The organism is Kitasatospora sp. NPDC001159 (assembly GCF_053598235.1).
Genome location: NZ_JBSFJV010000131.1, coordinates 1 through 15,999 on the forward strand (window position 1 = coordinate 1; position 15,999 = coordinate 15,999).

Annotated in this window: 10 protein-coding genes and 2 pseudogenes; 6 read left to right on the plus strand and 6 right to left on the minus strand. The window is 70.1% G+C overall.

What is annotated here, in order from left to right; translation table 11 throughout:
• Positions 1-128: 128 nt before the first annotated feature.
• Positions 129-491 (minus strand): hypothetical protein, encoded by a 363-nt coding sequence (locus ACWC9T_RS36915; RefSeq protein WP_449825418.1) that lies wholly within the window; start codon positions 489-491, stop codon positions 129-131.
• A gap of 251 nt (positions 492-742) precedes the next feature.
• Between ACWC9T_RS36915 and ACWC9T_RS36920 the strand changes: the two genes are divergently transcribed.
• Complete coding sequence (locus tag ACWC9T_RS36920; RefSeq protein WP_449825419.1) at positions 743-997, plus strand: hypothetical protein; 255 nt, start codon at positions 743-745, stop codon at positions 995-997.
• Positions 998-1,255: 258 nt separating this feature from the next.
• Here ACWC9T_RS36920 and ACWC9T_RS36925 read toward each other — a convergent pair whose 3' ends face one another.
• The 4 genes from ACWC9T_RS36925 to ACWC9T_RS36940 form a co-directional block, all read right to left on the minus strand.
• On the minus strand, positions 1,256-3,793 hold the full coding sequence (locus tag ACWC9T_RS36925; protein WP_449825420.1) for an NPCBM/NEW2 domain-containing protein: 2,538 nt from the start codon (positions 3,791-3,793) through the stop codon (positions 1,256-1,258).
• A gap of 325 nt (positions 3,794-4,118) precedes the next feature.
• Positions 4,119-6,047 (minus strand): Ig domain-containing protein, encoded by a 1,929-nt coding sequence (locus tag ACWC9T_RS36930; RefSeq protein ID WP_449825421.1) that lies wholly within the window; start codon positions 6,045-6,047, stop codon positions 4,119-4,121.
• Positions 6,048-6,233: 186 nt separating this feature from the next.
• A complete protein-coding gene (locus ACWC9T_RS36935) occupies positions 6,234-7,871 on the minus strand; it encodes a glycoside hydrolase family 13 protein (RefSeq protein WP_449825422.1) in 1,638 nt (545 codons plus the stop codon).
• A gap of 277 nt (positions 7,872-8,148) precedes the next feature.
• On the minus strand, positions 8,149-9,201 hold the full coding sequence (locus ACWC9T_RS36940) for a LacI family DNA-binding transcriptional regulator (protein WP_449825423.1): 1,053 nt from the start codon (positions 9,199-9,201) through the stop codon (positions 8,149-8,151).
• A 227-nt stretch (positions 9,202-9,428) separates the two neighbouring features.
• On the opposite strand from ACWC9T_RS36940, the gene ACWC9T_RS36945 reads away from it, so the two are divergent.
• From ACWC9T_RS36945 to ACWC9T_RS36965, 5 genes and pseudogenes are all read left to right on the plus strand, one after another.
• Complete coding sequence (locus ACWC9T_RS36945) at positions 9,429-10,730, plus strand: ABC transporter substrate-binding protein (protein ID WP_449825424.1); 1,302 nt, start codon at positions 9,429-9,431, stop codon at positions 10,728-10,730.
• Positions 10,731-10,795: 65 nt separating this feature from the next.
• A complete protein-coding gene (locus ACWC9T_RS36950; RefSeq protein WP_449825425.1) occupies positions 10,796-11,803 on the plus strand; it encodes a carbohydrate ABC transporter permease in 1,008 nt (335 codons plus the stop codon).
• Entirely contained in the window at positions 11,800-12,666 is an 867-nt protein-coding gene (locus ACWC9T_RS36955) for a carbohydrate ABC transporter permease (RefSeq protein ID WP_449825426.1), read from the plus strand. Before ACWC9T_RS36950 ends, ACWC9T_RS36955 begins: the two co-directional genes overlap by 4 nt.
• 91 nt (positions 12,667-12,757) lie before the next feature.
• Positions 12,758-15,178: an RICIN domain-containing protein gene (locus tag ACWC9T_RS36960; RefSeq protein WP_449825427.1), complete on the plus strand. Its 2,421-nt coding sequence runs from the start codon at positions 12,758-12,760 to the stop codon at positions 15,176-15,178.
• Between the two features lie 164 nt (positions 15,179-15,342).
• Positions 15,343-15,882 (plus strand): annotated as a pseudogene (locus ACWC9T_RS36965) (IS5 family transposase); the annotation flags it as partial.
• 23 nt (positions 15,883-15,905) lie between these two features.
• Here ACWC9T_RS36965 and ACWC9T_RS36970 read toward each other — a convergent pair.
• Positions 15,906-15,999 (minus strand): annotated as a pseudogene (locus ACWC9T_RS36970) (aconitase family protein); the annotation flags it as partial.

Consider the following 15,999-nt stretch of genomic DNA (forward strand, 5'->3'; position numbering starts at 1 on the left):
CCGCCAGCGCCGCCTTCCACTCCTCGACCTGCCCCACCCCAAGATCAACCACTCGCCAAGTCAACCATGATCAAGTGCGGTTGCAGTACTAGGTCTGCCCAGCCGCCGCCGCTCGTACGGGTCCACCGTCATCGGGCCGGGCCACAACCTCCAGTGCTCCAACCGGGCCAGCCGGTAGTCCAGCCGGTCCTCAGCAGATCGATCGCCTCGTACATCGTCTCGGCCGCCACCCGGGCCCGCGCGAGCCGCCCGTTCACATCCACGCTGGCCCCGGCGACCGCCGACCGCCGCACCCCCGGATCCCGCCCCTGCGTCAGCCGCACCCTCACGAACAGCACCGGTTCGTGCGCATGGCGCGCCACATCGAGCACCGTGGTGCGCGCGTACTCGGCGGCATCCAGTGGCATCTCACCGCGGACCTCCACCTCGACCTCCGGAACGGCCCTGGCAGGAGGACTCTCCCCGTCCTCGCCCCACCTACGCTCCCTCATGGCGCCCCGCTCCGGGGCCCTGGCCGCTCAGTACCGGGGTCCACTTCGATTTCCGGAGCCCTCGCCGCATGGAGCTTCGCCTTCAGCCGCCTGCACGCCGCCGAGGCCGGCGGTCGAAGAGTCGGTGTTCCTCACAAGGAAGCCGGGGCCTGGCTGGCTGCGTCGCATGCCGGGCGTCCGTTCGCCGCTGTCGTGCAGGGGCACCCAGCGGCCTTCCCGGATACCAGGACCTGCAGACGCTCATCGGCTCCGTGAAGGCACGAACTCACAAGGACCAAGCGCTGATCGAGGAGGCGATCGCCCGCGTCGCTGCGGTCGTTCCGGAGATCACCCCGACAAGCCGGTTACCGCTGCCGCAGTGGCTCACGCGCCCGTCGGCCCCGGACGCCGTGCTCGCGCGAGACCTCCTACTGCGGATGCTGTTCAGCTGCGTGGTGGACGCCGACTTGCACTTCACCGCGCAGCCTCTGAACAGGCAAAACGTCGAAGTCTTGCTGGAGTACTAGGACAGCGGGGAGGCGGTGGTGCCGCCTGGGCCCTGCGTCGGGGTGTGAGCCGCGGTCGCTGTCGGCGAGGCGTGCGGGGAGTCGAGGGTGACACCATCGTGGTGCCCTCTTTCTCGGCGTGCCGGCCGACCGGGGGGTTAGCCGGCCCCGCCGCCGACCTCGCCCCATCCGTCGGCTCTGGCTCGGGCAACAAACCGCAACGGAACGTCGCCGGGCCGGCGGGCGTCTGGAGGGCTCCCGCCGGCCCGGCAGTCGGTGTCAGTACAGCAGTTTGGCGCCGGCCCAGTCGGCGTGGTCGTTGGTGATGCCGTTGCCCGCGGCGGTGACCTTGAGGGTCAGTGTGTGGACGCCGGCTAGGCTGACGTCGACGGGTTGGGTCGGGCTGGTGGGTGTCATGACGGTGGGGCTGGAGTAGAGCTTGGTGCCGTCGCCCCAGACTTCGAAGGTGACGGCGGCGAGGGAGTTCATCTCGTCGTCGATGCCGGTGTCGGACTGGAAACGCGAGTAGGCGCCGTTGAGGTTGTAGGTGATGGTGCTGTTGGCGTGGGTGCCGATGCCCTTGGGGTAGGTGGTGCCCTTGAGCTTGATGGGGTTGCCGTCGATGCTCGTGTCCTTGCGCACCGTGCCGGAGTCCGTCTGGGCACTGCTCCAGGCGAGATCGCTCAGGTTGGTCGTCGGTCCGTTTCCGCCGGTGGCGGTGGCAGTGGTGACGGAGACGGTGTTGCCGGCCGCTGAGACGTTCCCGGCGGCGTCGAACGCCTTCACCGTGAAGGTGTACGGCGTCGAGGCCGCCAGTCCGGTCGCGGTGAAGCTCGTGCCCGTGGTGGTGCCGACGAGCGTGCTGCCGCGGTAGACGCTGTAGCCGGTCACGGCGGTGTCGTCGGTTGCCGCGGTCCAGTTCAGGTCGACGCTGCTGGTGGTGGTGGTGCCGGCGGCGAGGTTGGTCGGCGCGGTGGGGGGCGTGCTGTCGACCGAGGCGCTGGTGGAGGCGGTCACGGAGGTGCCGGCGGCCACCGGGACGGTCACGTAGGAGACGGTTTGGCCGTAGAGCGACTTGGTCTGCGGGGTGTAGGCGGTGCCGTTCACGGTGATCGTGGCGGGGGTGCCGTAGAACTGGGCTTCCCAGGTGACGGCGGAGCCGGAGGTGTTGGTCAGTGTGGAGGCGGTGGTGCCGATGTGCTTGAGGCTCAGGTCGCTGCCGCCGACCTTGAGGTGGTCGATCTCCACCCACGGGGTCTCGGACGTCAGTCGTGAGACGGTGGCGACCTTGTTGTGCGGGGCGTCCGGCTGCACACCCATCATGCCGTCGACGACGTTGCCGACCGTCGTGAACGACATCTCCGGGTAGCTGTCCTTCTTGGTCATGATCGTCTTGAGCCAGTTCCAGGCCTGCGAGGAGCGGTTGTACTGGTAGTACATCTGCGGCAGGTAGGAGGTCGCCTCGGTGTTGAGGGTGCTGTCGTTGGCGGCGATGAAGTCCAGGTAGCTGCTGGTCCTGGGGCCGTAGTCGCCCAGCCCGGTGAGCATCATCATGTAGCTGGCCTCGTGGCCCCAGCTGCTGTAGCCCGTGCCGGAAGCGTCCTTGCCACGGAAGTACCGGTTGTTCGAGGCGTCCCACCAGTTCGCCTCGAAGGAGTCGCGAACCCGCTGGGCGCGGGCGGCCCAGGTCGCGCTGCCGGCCGAGTCACCCTTGGCCTTGAGGATGTCGGAGTAGGCCAGGATCGACTGGTACTCCCAGCCGAGGGAGTCGGCCGCGGAGGTGAGGTTCTCGTTCGGGAACTCGAAGTACGTCGCCCCGTACTCGCCCTGCTGCTTCTGCGGCACCGGCTGCTCGGCGGACGGGTTGGCGTCGTTCCACGTCACCCCGTGGCCGGCCAGGAACGGGCCCATCGTCGAGTCGTAGTACGCGGCCAGGTTCGGGTCGTTGATCCAGTCCGTGTTGCCCGTCCACTGGTACTGCTTGTACGCCTGGGCCATCAGGTTGAACGGCGAGGGCAGTTCGCGGAAGCCGGTCCCGTCGATGTAGTACATGGCGCCGGTGGGGCTGTGCGCCCACAGCGGCCAGCCGTTCTGGCCCGGGGTGGAGGCGTCGGCGGCGAAGTTCTTCATCATGGCGAAGGTGTCGGTGTCCAGGCCGAGGGCGTGCGCGCCGTCGGACTGGTGGGTGATGTCCCGGTTGTAGTAGGACTCGCGGTTGGTGTAGGCACCCCAGTAGCCGGGCTGCACCGTGGTGTGGGTCGGGTCCTGGAGCCGCCACCATTCGGGTTCGTGGCCCATCATCGGGTTTCCGGGGTAGAAGGTCAGGTCCAGGGCCCGGTTCTCGCCCCAGTTGAAGCCGTCGTTCAGCAGCTGGTTCGGCGAGTTGATGGTCAGCGTGCTGGTCGGCGGTCCCACGTACTGCTGGATCGTGATCCGGTCGACGCGCGGCACCTCGCTGACGGAGACGGCCGTCAGCAGGATGACGTCGCCGGGCTTGAGGGTGACCTTGCTGGAGGTGTGGGTGTCGATGTTCTTCGGGTCGGTGTAGTCGGTGCCGTACCGCTGCGACGTCGTCCAGGAGTCCACCGGGGTGGAGTTCACGAAGATGTTGTACGTGACGCCGTTCGCAGTCATGTCGTCGTAGCGCGTGAGCAGGTCGTACGCTCCGTCTGCGCCGTTGAAGGTGGTGCTGGCGGTGCTCGTCTGTCCGGCGACGCCCCGGGCATAGGTGACGGTGGCGACCGGGTTGCCGTACGCGGTGTGGTTGACCGTCTCGGTCGTGAAGTTGGTCAGCGACATGTCCTTGGCCTGGACCACGTAGGGCCCTGTCGTTGCCGTTGCCGCCGCTGTGGCCACTTCGGGTAGGGCGAGTGGGGTGCTGACTGCCGCCAGCGCGATGGATAGTGCACAAGCCAGTCGGCGCATGCGCGATCGGGTCCTTTCGTGGGGGTGTTCCTCGTGGAGAGGACGGTCGGCATCGACCGCCTGTCTGTGGGGGGTGGAACGTGTCAGGACACGGCCGCCGAGGTGGCTGTCGGCGCTCCCGCTCGGCACCGTCGGCGTTGAGGGGACGCATCGGGTGCCGGTCGCGGGGCGGGCGCCCCGCGACCGTTGGGGTGGTGTCAGCGTCCAGGAGGTGGGGTCACAGGAGCTTGACCGAGGCGTCGTCGATCAGGAAGGCAGTCTTGCCGGTGGTGGAGTGCGAGGCCAGCCTGATCCCGACCGTGGAGCCGAACTCCGCTGCCACGTAGGGCGTCAGGTCGAGAACCACCTGCTGGTAGCCGTTGGTGGCCTCCAGGTTGGACCAGGTCTTCACGGTGGCGATCTGGTTGCCGCTGTACTGGTCGTAGAGCTGCAGGGAGAGGGTGTCGGCGGCGAAGTTCGCCGTGCTGGTGCCGGTGATGTCCAGCCAGAAGGAGAAGAACTCCTTGCTGTAGCCGGGGGTCGTTTCGACCCACTGGGTGATGGAGTCGTCGCTGGTGACGTTCTGCCCGAGCCAGGCGTAGGTGGTGCCGCTGTGCGGCTGGTGGGCGGTGGAGGGGGTGATGATGTTGTAGCTGGAGGGGTTCCAGACGCCGTGGTCGGCGGTGGCGTTCTCGAAGCCGGGGTCGTTGAGCTGCTCGATCGGCAGGCAGCCGTACTGGCCGTTCGGGAAGAAGCCGTACCAGAAGCTCTGGCTCTGGCTGTTGCCCTTGTCGTCCGTGGCCGCGACGGTGACGTTCTTCCAGCCGGTGGCTTCGGTGCTGCCGGTGATGCGGCCGGTGGCCGGGTTGATGGTCAGGCCGGGCTGCAGGCCCTTGGCGCTGTAGCTGATGGTGCGCGAGGCGGTGTCGGAGACGAGGAGCTGGGTGTCGACCGGCCGGCCCGGCGGGGCGGTCTGGTCGCAGGGCTTGGTCAGCAGGAGTGCCGGGTTGGTGAACAGCGGGTCGGTGCCGACACAGGCGTGGTCGTAGTTGGACCAGGTGGTCTGTACGGGGAAGGTGCCGGTGGACAGCCGCAGGTTGAACATGCCGCCGCTGGTGCCCATCGGGATCCAGGAGCACTTGTCGGCGTTCTCCTGGCCGGTGGCGTCGGTCCAGGCGCCCGACGGGTTCTGGTCGGTGATCGTCTCCGCGTACTCGTGGCCGCCGATGATGCCGTAGCCGTCGAGCCGGCCGCGCGCGGTGTTCTCGCCGAACCAGTTGGTGCCGCAGTACTGGTTGTCCGTCAGGTAGGGCATCAGGGTGTACGCCAGCGTTCCGTACGAGCTGCGCTCGAAGGTGTGCCAGGCGCAGAAGCCGAGCTCCTGCCACTTGTCGGAGTCGGTGCCCTGCGGGGTGTTGATGACGTACTGGACGTCGCGGTTCTGGTTCGGGTCCAGGTTGCCGAAGTGCTTGGCGGCGGCGAGGGCCTCGGCCGCGATCTGGGGCTCGGTGGCGGCGTCCGGGGCGGGGGCGGAGTCGTCGAGCCAGACGCCGGCGAGAGTCTGGCCGGCGACCGGCATCCCGACGTGGTTGGCCCCGGCCGGGCACGCGGTGGTGCCGTTCGCGATGCCCTCGCAGTACTGGGTCATCACCTTGGACCAGGTGTCGGTGCTGCTGCCTAGCCCCTTGAAGAAGTCCTGTTGGTAGGGGGCGGCGCCGTCCGGGTCACCGGAGAGCGTCACGTTCCCGCTGGCCGGGTCGGTGCCCTTGGCGCCCCACTGCTTTCCCCAGTAGACCAGGTAGACCTTGGGCTGGCCGGTGGTGACGCCGATGGAGTCCTGGCCGCCCCGGTAGGTCATCTGCAGGTTGTAGTCGTTGCGCGTGGTGGCGCCGCTCTTGGGGGCGGTGGCGGCTTTCCGGTCGGCGAAGACCTTGGCGTTCGGCATCGAGTGCGGCTTGACGGCGTTGAGTTGGACCCAGGTGCCGTTGACCTGGGTCCAGCCCTCGGCGGCGGGGTGCGGGTCGGTGGCGGAGGTGGGCTTCCCCGGCGCGGGGTCGGCGGAGGCGGTGGTACCAGACAGGCCGGTGACCGCGAGCCCGAGGGTCAGGGCGGCGACGGCGAAGCGCCGCAGCAGGTGCGGGGAGCGCGCCCTGTTGGCAGGAGTCATGGGGTCTCTCTCGATCGGTGGCGGTGTCGCCGGGCAACGTGCCGAACCAGCACGTTGTGCGATGGTCAGTCAGGGTGCGCTTGATCGACTGGTGTTCGGGCGCGTCGCACTTCGGCGGTCGATCCGGTCCCGGTACCCGCGCGGTGCGCCCGCCCGGTTCTTCGACGGTCTCCGGGCCTGCCGCGGTCAGCCGGTGCGGAGCCAGACGGCGGTGTCGGACGGGAGCAGCCCGCGCTCCAGCGGAGCGCTGGCGAGCAGGACACCCCGATGGGGCGGGAGTTCTGCCGGGGCGTCGGCCAGGTTGACCACGCAGGCGAAGCGGCCGGGCCGGGTGAAGGCGAGCACGCCGTCATCGCCGGGCAGCCAGGCCATGGGGCCGTCGCCGAGTCCTTCCTCCGCGCGCCGAAGGCGCAGCGCGGTGCGGTAGAGCTCCAGCATGGAGTCCGGGTCGCCGCTCTGGGCGGCCACCGAGTGGTCCTTCCACTGGGCGGGTTGGGGCAGCCAGGGGGCTTTGGGGCCGTCGGGCGGGCTGAACGCGAACGGCGGCGCGTCCCCGCTCCAGGGGATCGGCACCCGGCAGCCGTCGCGGCCCGGGTCGGTGTACCCGGACTGGTGCAGGGTGGGGTCCTCGCGGAGCTCGGCCGGGAGGTCCTCGACCTCCCACAGCCCGAGTTCCTCACCCTGGTAGACGTAGGCGCTGCCGGGCAGGGCGAGGGTGAGCAGGGTGGCGGCGCGGGCCCGACGGGTGCCCGAATCCAGGTCGACCGGGGTCGCGTGGCGGGTGCCGCCGTCGAAGGCGAAGGCGGTGTCGGCGCGGCCGTAGCGGGTGACGTGGCGGGTGGTGTCGTGGTTGGACAGGACCCAGGTGGCCGGCGCGCCGACCCGGGTGTGCATGGCCAGGGTCCGCTCGATCACTCCCCGAAGCTCGGCCGCGTTCCAGGGGCATTTGAGGAAGGGGAAGTTGAAGGCGGTGTGCAGTTCGTCGGCGCGCAGGTAGCGGGCGAAGCGCTCGGGGTCGGGGTTCCACATCTCGCCGACGAACATCCGCTCCCCGGGGTAGGAGTCGGTCAGCCGGCGCCAGGAGCGGTAGATGTCGTGCACGCCGGGCTGGTCGGCCCAGGGCAGCGGGGTGCCGGGCCGGTGGTCGGCGCGGTCGGGCAGTCCCGGCTGCTTGACCAGGGCGTCGGTGACGTCGATGCGAAAGCCGTCGACGCCGCGGTCCAGCCAGAAGCGCAGCGTGTGCTCGAAGTCCGCGCGCACGTCGGGGTGTTCCCAGTTGAGGTCGGGCTGCTGAGCGGCGAACAGGTGCAGGTACCACTCGCCCTCGCTGCCGTCCGGTTCGGTGACGCGGTGCCAGGCGGTGCCGCCGAAGTAGGAGGTCCAGTCGTTGGGAGGCAGCTCGCCGTGGGCGCCCCGGCCCGGCCGGAAGTGGAAGCGTTCGCGCTCCGGCGATCCCGGTCCGACGGCCAGTGCCGCCCGGAACCACGGGTGCTGGTCGGAGCAGTGGTTGGGGACCAGGTCGACGATCATCCGCAGGCCTGCCGCATGGGCCTCTTCGATCAGGGCCTCCACCTCGGGGAGGGTGCCGAAGAGCGGGTCGACGTCGCGGTGGTCGGCCACGTCGTAGCCGCCGTCCGCCATCGGGGAGACGTACCAGGGCGAGGTCCACAGCGCGTCGACACCGAGGCTGACCAGATGGGACAGGTGCGCGCGGATCCCGGCGATGTCCCCGACGCCGTCGCCGTTGCCGTCGGCGAAGCTGCGCGGGTACACCTGGTAGATGACGGCGTCCCGCCACCACGGGCGGGCGTCGTTGCTGGTCATGTGGTGCTGGCCTCCTGTCGGGACGGTGCAGGGGGAAGCGCGGGAAAGCACGGGGAAGCACACGAGCCCGGTCCGGAGCGCGGCGGGATGCAGACGGGACGTGCTTCGCGAATACGGCACAGGGCCCGGCACACGCGGGGCCCGATCTAGAAATTTGATCCTTCAAATCTGTGTCGCAACCAGAGGAAAGCAACTCGGCTCTCCTGCTGTCAACCCCAGGGGACACATCCGCGCCGGTTCCAGCCGGACGCCTCGCCAGGTGCCGGGCGGCCCCTTGCTACGGGCGGACGCGGGCCGGCCTGCCACTGGAGGAGCGCACGACCAGCTGCGGGGCCAGCAGACGGGCCACCGGCGCCGACCCCTGGCCCAGGACAGCCGCGATGATCTCCTGCCCCACCCGTTCCAGCGGCTGACTGACGCTCGACAGCTCCAGGGCCGCCGCGGTCACGGTGTCGTCGTAGCCGATCACGGCCAGGTCCCGGCCGACCTCCAGCCCCCACTCCCGCGCGGCCCGCACGACCCCCACCGCCAGCGAGTCGCTGGCGGCCATGATGGCGGTGGGCGGCTGCGGCCGGCCCAGCAGCGCGAAGGCCAGCTGCGCTCCGGAGGCCACGCCGTCCTCGCCGTCGATCCGCAGCTGCCCGCACTGTGCCGTCAGTCCGTGCCGTTCGACGGCCGAACTCCAGCCCGCGGCGCGCTGGTCGGCGATCCGGCCGCCGTTCAGCCAGCCGATGTAGCCGATCCGCCGGTGACCGCGGTCGACGAGGTGGTCGACCGCGGCCTCGGTGCCGAGCGCGTTGTCCACGTCGACCCAGGAGTAGGCCTGCGTGCCCTCGAAGGTCCGGCCGAAGGAGACGAACGGGACGCCGAGGTCGAGCAGGGCCTGGGGCCGATGGTCGTGGCCGGTCACCTCGCTGAGCACCACGCAGTCGACCGCTCCGGTCCGGTACAGCTGCGCACAGGCCTCGACCTCGGCGCGCTCGTCCTCGGCGCTGAACAACAGCACGTGGTGACCGGTGGCCCGCCCCACCTCGGTGAGTGTGTGCAGCAGGCGGTCCAGGGTGGCCGCCAGCGCACCCGGGACGTGCGGACGGACCCGGAAGCCGATCATCCCCGAGGCGTTGGCGCGCAGCGCCTGGGCCAGCCGGTTCGGCCGGTATCCGAGCTCGTCGATCACCCGGCTCACCCGCTCCCGGGTCTTCGGGCGCACCCGCTCGGGAGCGTTCAGCACGTTGGACACCGTCTGGCGCGACACCCCGGCCGCGGTGGCCACATCCGTGATCGTCGGCAGCGCGCGCGGCTTCCCGTCCGACCCGACCTGCTTGTCCATGTTGTCCTCCTACCGGGCCGGCGTCGCGGGCCGAGGATGCGTCGCGTCTGACTGGGTTTCCGTCCGAGGGATTGACGCGCACCCTCGCCGGGTGGCAGCCTCCGCTCATCGATTTGAAGGATCAAATCATACCGCCTTCCTCCCTGCCGCCCTCCCCCGGCAGACCCCCACAGCCGTCCGATGACAAACCCGCGCCGCCCAAGGCCGGGTCCGTGAGGAGCCGCACCATGAACCGAGACCTGACCAGACCGGGCGTGCCGCTGCGCTGCGCCGCCGCTGCCGTGGGCGCGGTCCTGCTGGCGGGCTGCGCCAGTACCGGCAGTCACGGCTCGGGCAGCTCCGGCACGCAGGGCGCGGACCGTGGAGCGATCACGCTGGCGACGGCCAAGGACACCTCGGGCAACCTGCAGAAGCAGGTGGACGCCTGGAACGCCGCGCATCCGAGCGAGCGGGTCACCATCGACGAGCTCCCCACCTCGGCCGACGCCCAGTTGCAGCAGATGGTCCAGAACGCCCAGGTCAAGTCCGACGCCTACACGGTGCTCGCCCTCGACGTGGTCTGGACGGCCGAGTTCGCCTCACACCGCTGGATCGACCCGCTGCCCGACTTCGCCCAGACCGGCTTCCTGGCCCCCGCCCTGGAGACCGCCAAGTACCGCGGCACCCTGTACGCGGCCCCGTGGCAGTCCAACGGCGGCCTGCTCTTCTACCGCTCCGACCTCCTCGACAAGGCCGGTGTCAAGCCGCCGACCACCTGGCAGCAGCTGCAGGACGACTGCGCCAAGGTCGCCGCCCTTCCCGAGGGCAAGGGGGTGAACTGCTACGCGGGCCAGCTCGACAAGTACGAGGGCCTGGTCGTCAACTTCTCCGAAGCCGTCCAGTCCGCCGGCGGAACGCTCTTCGACAAGGACGGCAAGCCGACCGTCGGCACCCCCCAGGCAAAGGCCGCCCTCGGCTGGCTGGTGAACGCCTTCAAGGACGGCACGATCCCGCACGAGGCCCTCACCTACCACGAGGAGGACGGCCGCCGCTCCTTCCAGGCGGGCCAGCTCGTCTTCCTGCGCCAGTGGCCCTACCTGTGGGACCTCGGCAACAAGACCGACGGCTCCTCCAAGGTCGCGGGCCAGTTCAACGTGGCCCCACTGCCCGGCCTGAACGGTCCGGGCTCCTCCACGCTCGGCGGCGCCAACCTCGCCGTCTCCGCGTACGCCAAGCACAAGGCCACCGCCAAGGACTTCATCGCCTACCTCACCGGCGAGGACGCCCAGCGGGCCAACCTGCTGGCCACCTCCCAGGCCCCCACCCGCGCGGACCTGTACGACGACCCGGCGATGCAGGCGAAGTTCCCCTACCTGGCCCAGCTCAAGCAGTCCATCCAGACCGCCGTGCCGCGCCCGTCCGCCGTGCGCTACGGCGACGTCTCCAGCGCCATCCAGGACGCCATCGCCCCGGTCATCGCCGGCCAGGCGACGCCCGACGCGGCCCTGGCCGACCTGCAGAAGAAGCTCGAAGAGCTCACCGCGCAGTAGGGCCCCTCTTCGAACCCTCGCCCCGCGCAGTCGCCACCGTGCCCAAGCCGCAAGGAAGATCCGCCGTGACCGTGACCGCCCACCCGCCCACCGCGCCACCGCCGGCCGCACCCGCGCCCCGCACGGCCGCCGTCCCACGTGGCCGAGGCAGGGGCGAAGGCCGCCTGGCGGTGGCCCTGCTCTCGCCCACCTTCCTCGTCCTCGGCCTGGTCGTCGGGTTCCCGCTGGTGGCCGCGCTGCGCGAGTCCCTGTACCGCCAGGGCCAGGGACTGGACGCCGACGGCTTTGTCACCCAGGGCGAGCAGTTTGCCGGCTGGGCCAACTACACCGACGCGCTGACCGGCTCCGGAGCGGGGCGGTTCTGGACCGCGTTCTGGAACACCACGCTCTTCACCCTCACCACGGTGACGATCGAGGTCGTGATCGGGGTCGCCATGGCCCTGGTGATGCACCACACGCTGCGCGGCCGGGCGCTGCTGAGGGCCAGCATCCTGGTGCCCTGGGCCGTGCCGACCGCCGTGTCGGCCCTGCTGTGGCGCTGGATCTTCGACGCGAACGGCGTGACCAACGCCGTTCTCGGCCACCAGGTGCTCTGGACGGCCGACGGCTGGGCCGCACGGGCGGCGGTCGTCCTCAGCGACTCCTGGAAGACCGCCCCCTTCATCGGCCTGCTCGTCCTCGCCGGCCTCCAGCTGATCCCCCATCAGCTCTACGAGGCCGCACGCATGGACGGAGCGAGCCCGTGGCGGCAGTTCCGCAGCATCACACTGCCCCTGGTCCGCCCGACCCTGCTGATCGCCGTGCTGTTCCGCACCCTGGACGTGCTGCGCATGTTCGACCTGCCGTACGTGCTGATCGGCAGCCAGAAGTACTCGGTGGAGACCCTGTCGATGCTCGCCTACAACGAGGCCGGCAACCTGCGCTACGGACCGGCCGCCGCCATCGCCACCATCCTGTTCGGCTACGTCGTCCTGGTCGCCTTCGTCTTCGTCAAGCTGCTCGGCACCGACCTCATCGGGGAGGCCCGCGCCTCCCGATGCCGCAGGCCGGCCAGGAAGGCGGTGACGGGATGAACGCCACCCGAGCCACACCCGCGCCGGCTCGCCGCGTGCGGATCGGCGCTCTGCGTCTCGCGCGCCACGGCGCCGTGGCGGCGATCGCCGTGTACTGCCTGGCGCCGTTCTACTGGATGCTGGTCTCTTCGCTGCGCCGACCCCACGACCAGTTCCAACTGTCCGCACTGCCCGGCCCGTTCTCCGGCGCCAACTACGCGGCCGTCTTCCAGCCCGGGGTCGGCTTCCTGCGGGCCCTGCTGAACAGCCTGCTGGTGGCCGGCGTCACCACCGCGCTCACCCTGCTGGTCGGCACCTTCGCCGCGTACGCGATTGCCCGGCTGGACTTCCGCTTCAAGGCGGTGACCGCGGCCGTCGTGATCGCCACCGCGATGTTCCCCGGCATCTCGCTGATCGTGCCGCTGCTCCAGCTGTTCACGGACATCGGCTGGATCAACACCTACCAGGCGATGATCGCCCCCAGTCTCTCCTTCGCGCTGCCGCTGGCGGTGTGGAACCTCGCCTCGTTCTTCCGCCAACTGCCCCTCGACCTCGAACAGGCGGCCCAGGTCGACGGCTGCACCCGTGGCCAGGCGTTCCGCAAGGTCATCCTCCCGCTCGCCGCACCCGGCGTCTTCACCACCGCCATCATCACCTTCATCGCGGCCTGGAACGAGTTCATCATCGCGCTGTCGATGGTCAACGAGAAGGACATGCAGACCGCGACCGTCGCCGTCTCCCGCTTCACTGGCGCCTACGGCTTCGACCAGCCCTACGGCACCCAGATGGCCGCCGGGGTGATCGTCACCGTCCCGCTGGTCGTCCTGGTGCTGGTCTTCCAGCGGCGCATCCTCGCCGGCCTCACCGACGGCGGCGTGAAGTAGCCGCACCGCACCACTGCCGGCCTCCCTCCCCACGGCAGAGCGCTCCACCGGGCACTAACCCCAGCTCATCGACGCATCAGGAGGATCCCCCATGGGCCCCGCACCCGCTGCACGCCGCCGAGGGAGCAACCGCCGACTCGGCCGCGCCCTGCCCCCCGCCCTGGCCGTCCTGGCCCTCCAACTCGCCGCGGTCACCCCGGCACAGGCAACCGCCGACACCCCGCTCAACGGCGTCACTTACACCATCGGCTCGGCCCTGGACGGCAAGTGCCTGGGCACCCAGTGGGCACAGGCGGCAGGCGGCACGCCCGTCGTCCAGGCCTCCTGCCAGGGGCTGCTCACCCAGCGCTGGCGGCTGCTCCAGGTCAACACCACCTCACCGGCCCACTACGTCCTGATCAACACCGCCACCGAGCGCTGTCTGGTCATCGGCGACGGCGGTCGCGCCGTCACCCAGGACTGCGGCACCGTCCCGAGCAACGAGCAGTTCACCATCTCCACCGATCCCGGGAGAGGCTCGACCCTGACCGTACTGAGCAGCCGCCAGTGCCTGGCCGTCCCCGGCGACTCGACCCAGGACAACCTGCAAGTCCAGCAGTACAGTTGCGCCACCACCCCCGGTCAGAGCTGGACCCTGACCCGCACCGAGCCGCTGCTCTTCGCCAACCCCGGCTTCGAGAACGGCACCGCCGGCTGGAAGTTCAGCGCCCACACCGGGGTTGCCACCAACAACCCGCACTCCGGCACCCGGCTCGCCTACCTGGACTCCGGCACCGGCTACCGCATCAGCCAGCAGGTCACCGCCCTCACCGCCGGCTCCTTCGACCTGTCCGCCTGGATCGCCACCGGTGCGGCCGGCGCCACCATGACGGTCAGCGTCAACGGCACCCCCACCCAGTCGCTGACCCTGCCCGACCAGGCCACGTATGCCAAGTACACGCTCCCACGAGTGAAGGTCGCCGCCGGCGACAAGGTCACCCTGGCCTTCGGCTCCTCGCCGAACGGCTGGGTCAACATCGACGACATCGCCGTCGCACCCTCCGCCCCCAACGACCCGCAGATCAGCTCCTCCGACCCCACCGTGGTCGCCATGTTCAACTGGGCCAAGACCAAGGCCAACAGCTGGGTCCAGCAGCCCGGCGCCACCGGCACAGTCAACATCGACGAGAACAACCCCAGCGGCACCGGCAGCGCCACCTACGACACCACCTACTGGGCCGGCTACCCCTTCCGCACCGACTACTACATCCGCGACTTCGCCCACCAGCTGGTCGGCGCCCACCTGCTCGGCCTCGACGCGCAGAACAAGACCATGCTGCGCAGCTTCGCGCGCTCCGCCACCAGCGTGACCGGCAACTACCCCGTGTGGTCGATGAACTTCGACGCCAAGACCTACGGCGGCATCGACTACCACGGCCCGGACGCCTTCGTACGGGAGCTGCCCGCCCCCTTCGAACTCGTGCAGAAGGCCGCCGAGGCCTACCAGTGGACCGGCGACACCGATTACGCCAACGACCCGACCCTGTCCGGCTACATCAAGAACACCCTGTCCAGCTTCATCGCCACCCACCCCGGACCGGTCGACAACGGCTCCGTCCCGATCCCGCAGGCCACCAGCAACGACATCTTCACCGGCATCGCCAGCTACGCCGAGAGCAGCCAGGCCACCTACGCCGAGGCCGGCGACGCGCTCGCCTCGCAGTACCAGGCCTACCTCGGCGCCGCGACCCTCGCCATCGCCAGGGGCGACACGGCCTCGGCCGCCTCTTACGACCGGGCCGCCAGCGCGCTGAAGACCTACTTCAACTCCACCTGGAGCGTGAACCCCACCAACCCCGCCGACGTCGTCCACGCCTACGACACCAACGGCAACCCGATCGGCGGCTGGGGCTACGAGACCAGCGTCCTGATGCCGATGAAGAACCTCCTCGACCCCGGCCCGCGCCTGACCTCCTACCTCTCCGCCATCGACAGCGCGGACTCCGGCCCGCAGCGATCCCCCAACGAAGAGGGCTACACCTACCTGCCCGACACCTTCTTCGCGGGCCACGACGGCACCACCGCCTGGAAGTGGATGCAGAGCGTCTACGGCAGCATCAACCAGGTCCACGCCACCAACCGGCTCCTCAACGGCGACTACCCCGAACTCCCCTTCACCCTGCTCAGCCAGACCGTCCAGGGCCTGCTCGGCGTCCAGCCCGACGCCGCCGACAACACCGTGATCACCGCCTCCCAACTGCCCGCCACGATGGGCTGGCTACAGGTGTCGAGCATCCCCGTCGGCCACGGCACCGTGACCCTGCGCCAGGACGGCCAGACCAGCAGCACCCTCACCAACACCGGCACCGCCAACCGCACCTGGGAAGCCCGCTTCCCCGGCACCCACACCGGCATCACCGTCAACGGCACCGCCCAACCCGCGCGGACCAAGACCGTCGACGGCGTCACCTACACGTACACCACGGTCACCGTCGCCCCCGACCAGACCACCACCGTGGCCGTCACCGGCTGACCCCCCCCCGAGCACGGCGCGGATACCCGGTGGTGGGCCGGGCGTCCGCGCCGGTTGTCCCGTTGCCGACCAACTCCCTTGAACGGCAGGCGTGGAGGCGGTCCGCCATCGTCCCGGCCCGCCGCATGCGTTCACGGCAGCGGCCGAGCGCGTGGAAACGGGAAGAACGGCGACGTATCCGGCGCCGGCGCAAGATCCGGTTGAAGGCCGCGCTGCTCGGCCGCTCCAGGGGCGGGCAGACCAGCAAGATCCATGTTGCCGGTGAGCGGAAGTGCCGACCGCTGGTGTTCGTGCTGACCGAGGGGCAGGCCGCCGACAGCCCGCAGTTCATCCCCGTGCTCAAGAAATTACGGGTCCGCGGGCCGGTCGGCCGTCCCCGCACCCGGCCCAACGCGGTCGCCGGGGACAAGGCCTACTCGTCCCGCGGCAACCGCGCCCACCTGCGCGGGCGCGCGATCAAGGCCGTGATCCCGGAGAAGAAGGACCAGGCCGCCAATCGGAAGAAGAAGGGCAGCCGGGGCGGCCGGCCCGTCAGCCACGACGCCGACCTCTACAAGGAGCGGAACACCGTCGAGCGCCTGATCAACAAGCTGAAGGCCTGGCGAGGCATCGCCACCCGGTATGACAAGACCCCCGCGAGCTACCTTGCCGGCCTCCACCTACGGGGCGCGATGATCTGGATCAAGGGCCTCACCCGGACCGCTACCAGCGGCGCCGCCCCCGCCCGCGCGATCCGCTCGGCGCTGCGGCCGGTGAGCCGCAGGTAGGACAACGTCTCGGCGTCGATCGGGAAGATCGCGCAGGTGGCGCCGTACTCCGGG

What these genes read in the sequence shown, in the direction of transcription:
- ACWC9T_RS36940 (WP_449825423.1), bottom strand. Translation starts at nt 9,201, where the DNA reads ATGGACAAGCAGGTCGGGTCGGACGGGAAGCCGCGCGCGCTGCCGACG.
- ACWC9T_RS36955 (WP_449825426.1), top strand. Translation starts at nt 11,800, where the DNA reads ATGAACGCCACCCGAGCCACACCCGCGCCGGCTCGCCGCGTGCGGATC.
- ACWC9T_RS36960 (WP_449825427.1), top strand. Translation starts at nt 12,758, where the DNA reads ATGGGCCCCGCACCCGCTGCACGCCGCCGAGGGAGCAACCGCCGACTC.
- ACWC9T_RS36945 (WP_449825424.1), top strand. Translation starts at nt 9,429, where the DNA reads ATGAACCGAGACCTGACCAGACCGGGCGTGCCGCTGCGCTGCGCCGCC.
- ACWC9T_RS36935 (WP_449825422.1), bottom strand. Translation starts at nt 7,871, where the DNA reads ATGACCAGCAACGACGCCCGCCCGTGGTGGCGGGACGCCGTCATCTAC.
- ACWC9T_RS36930 (WP_449825421.1), bottom strand. Translation starts at nt 6,047, where the DNA reads ATGACTCCTGCCAACAGGGCGCGCTCCCCGCACCTGCTGCGGCGCTTC.
- ACWC9T_RS36915 (WP_449825418.1), bottom strand. Translation starts at nt 491, where the DNA reads ATGAGGGAGCGTAGGTGGGGCGAGGACGGGGAGAGTCCTCCTGCCAGG.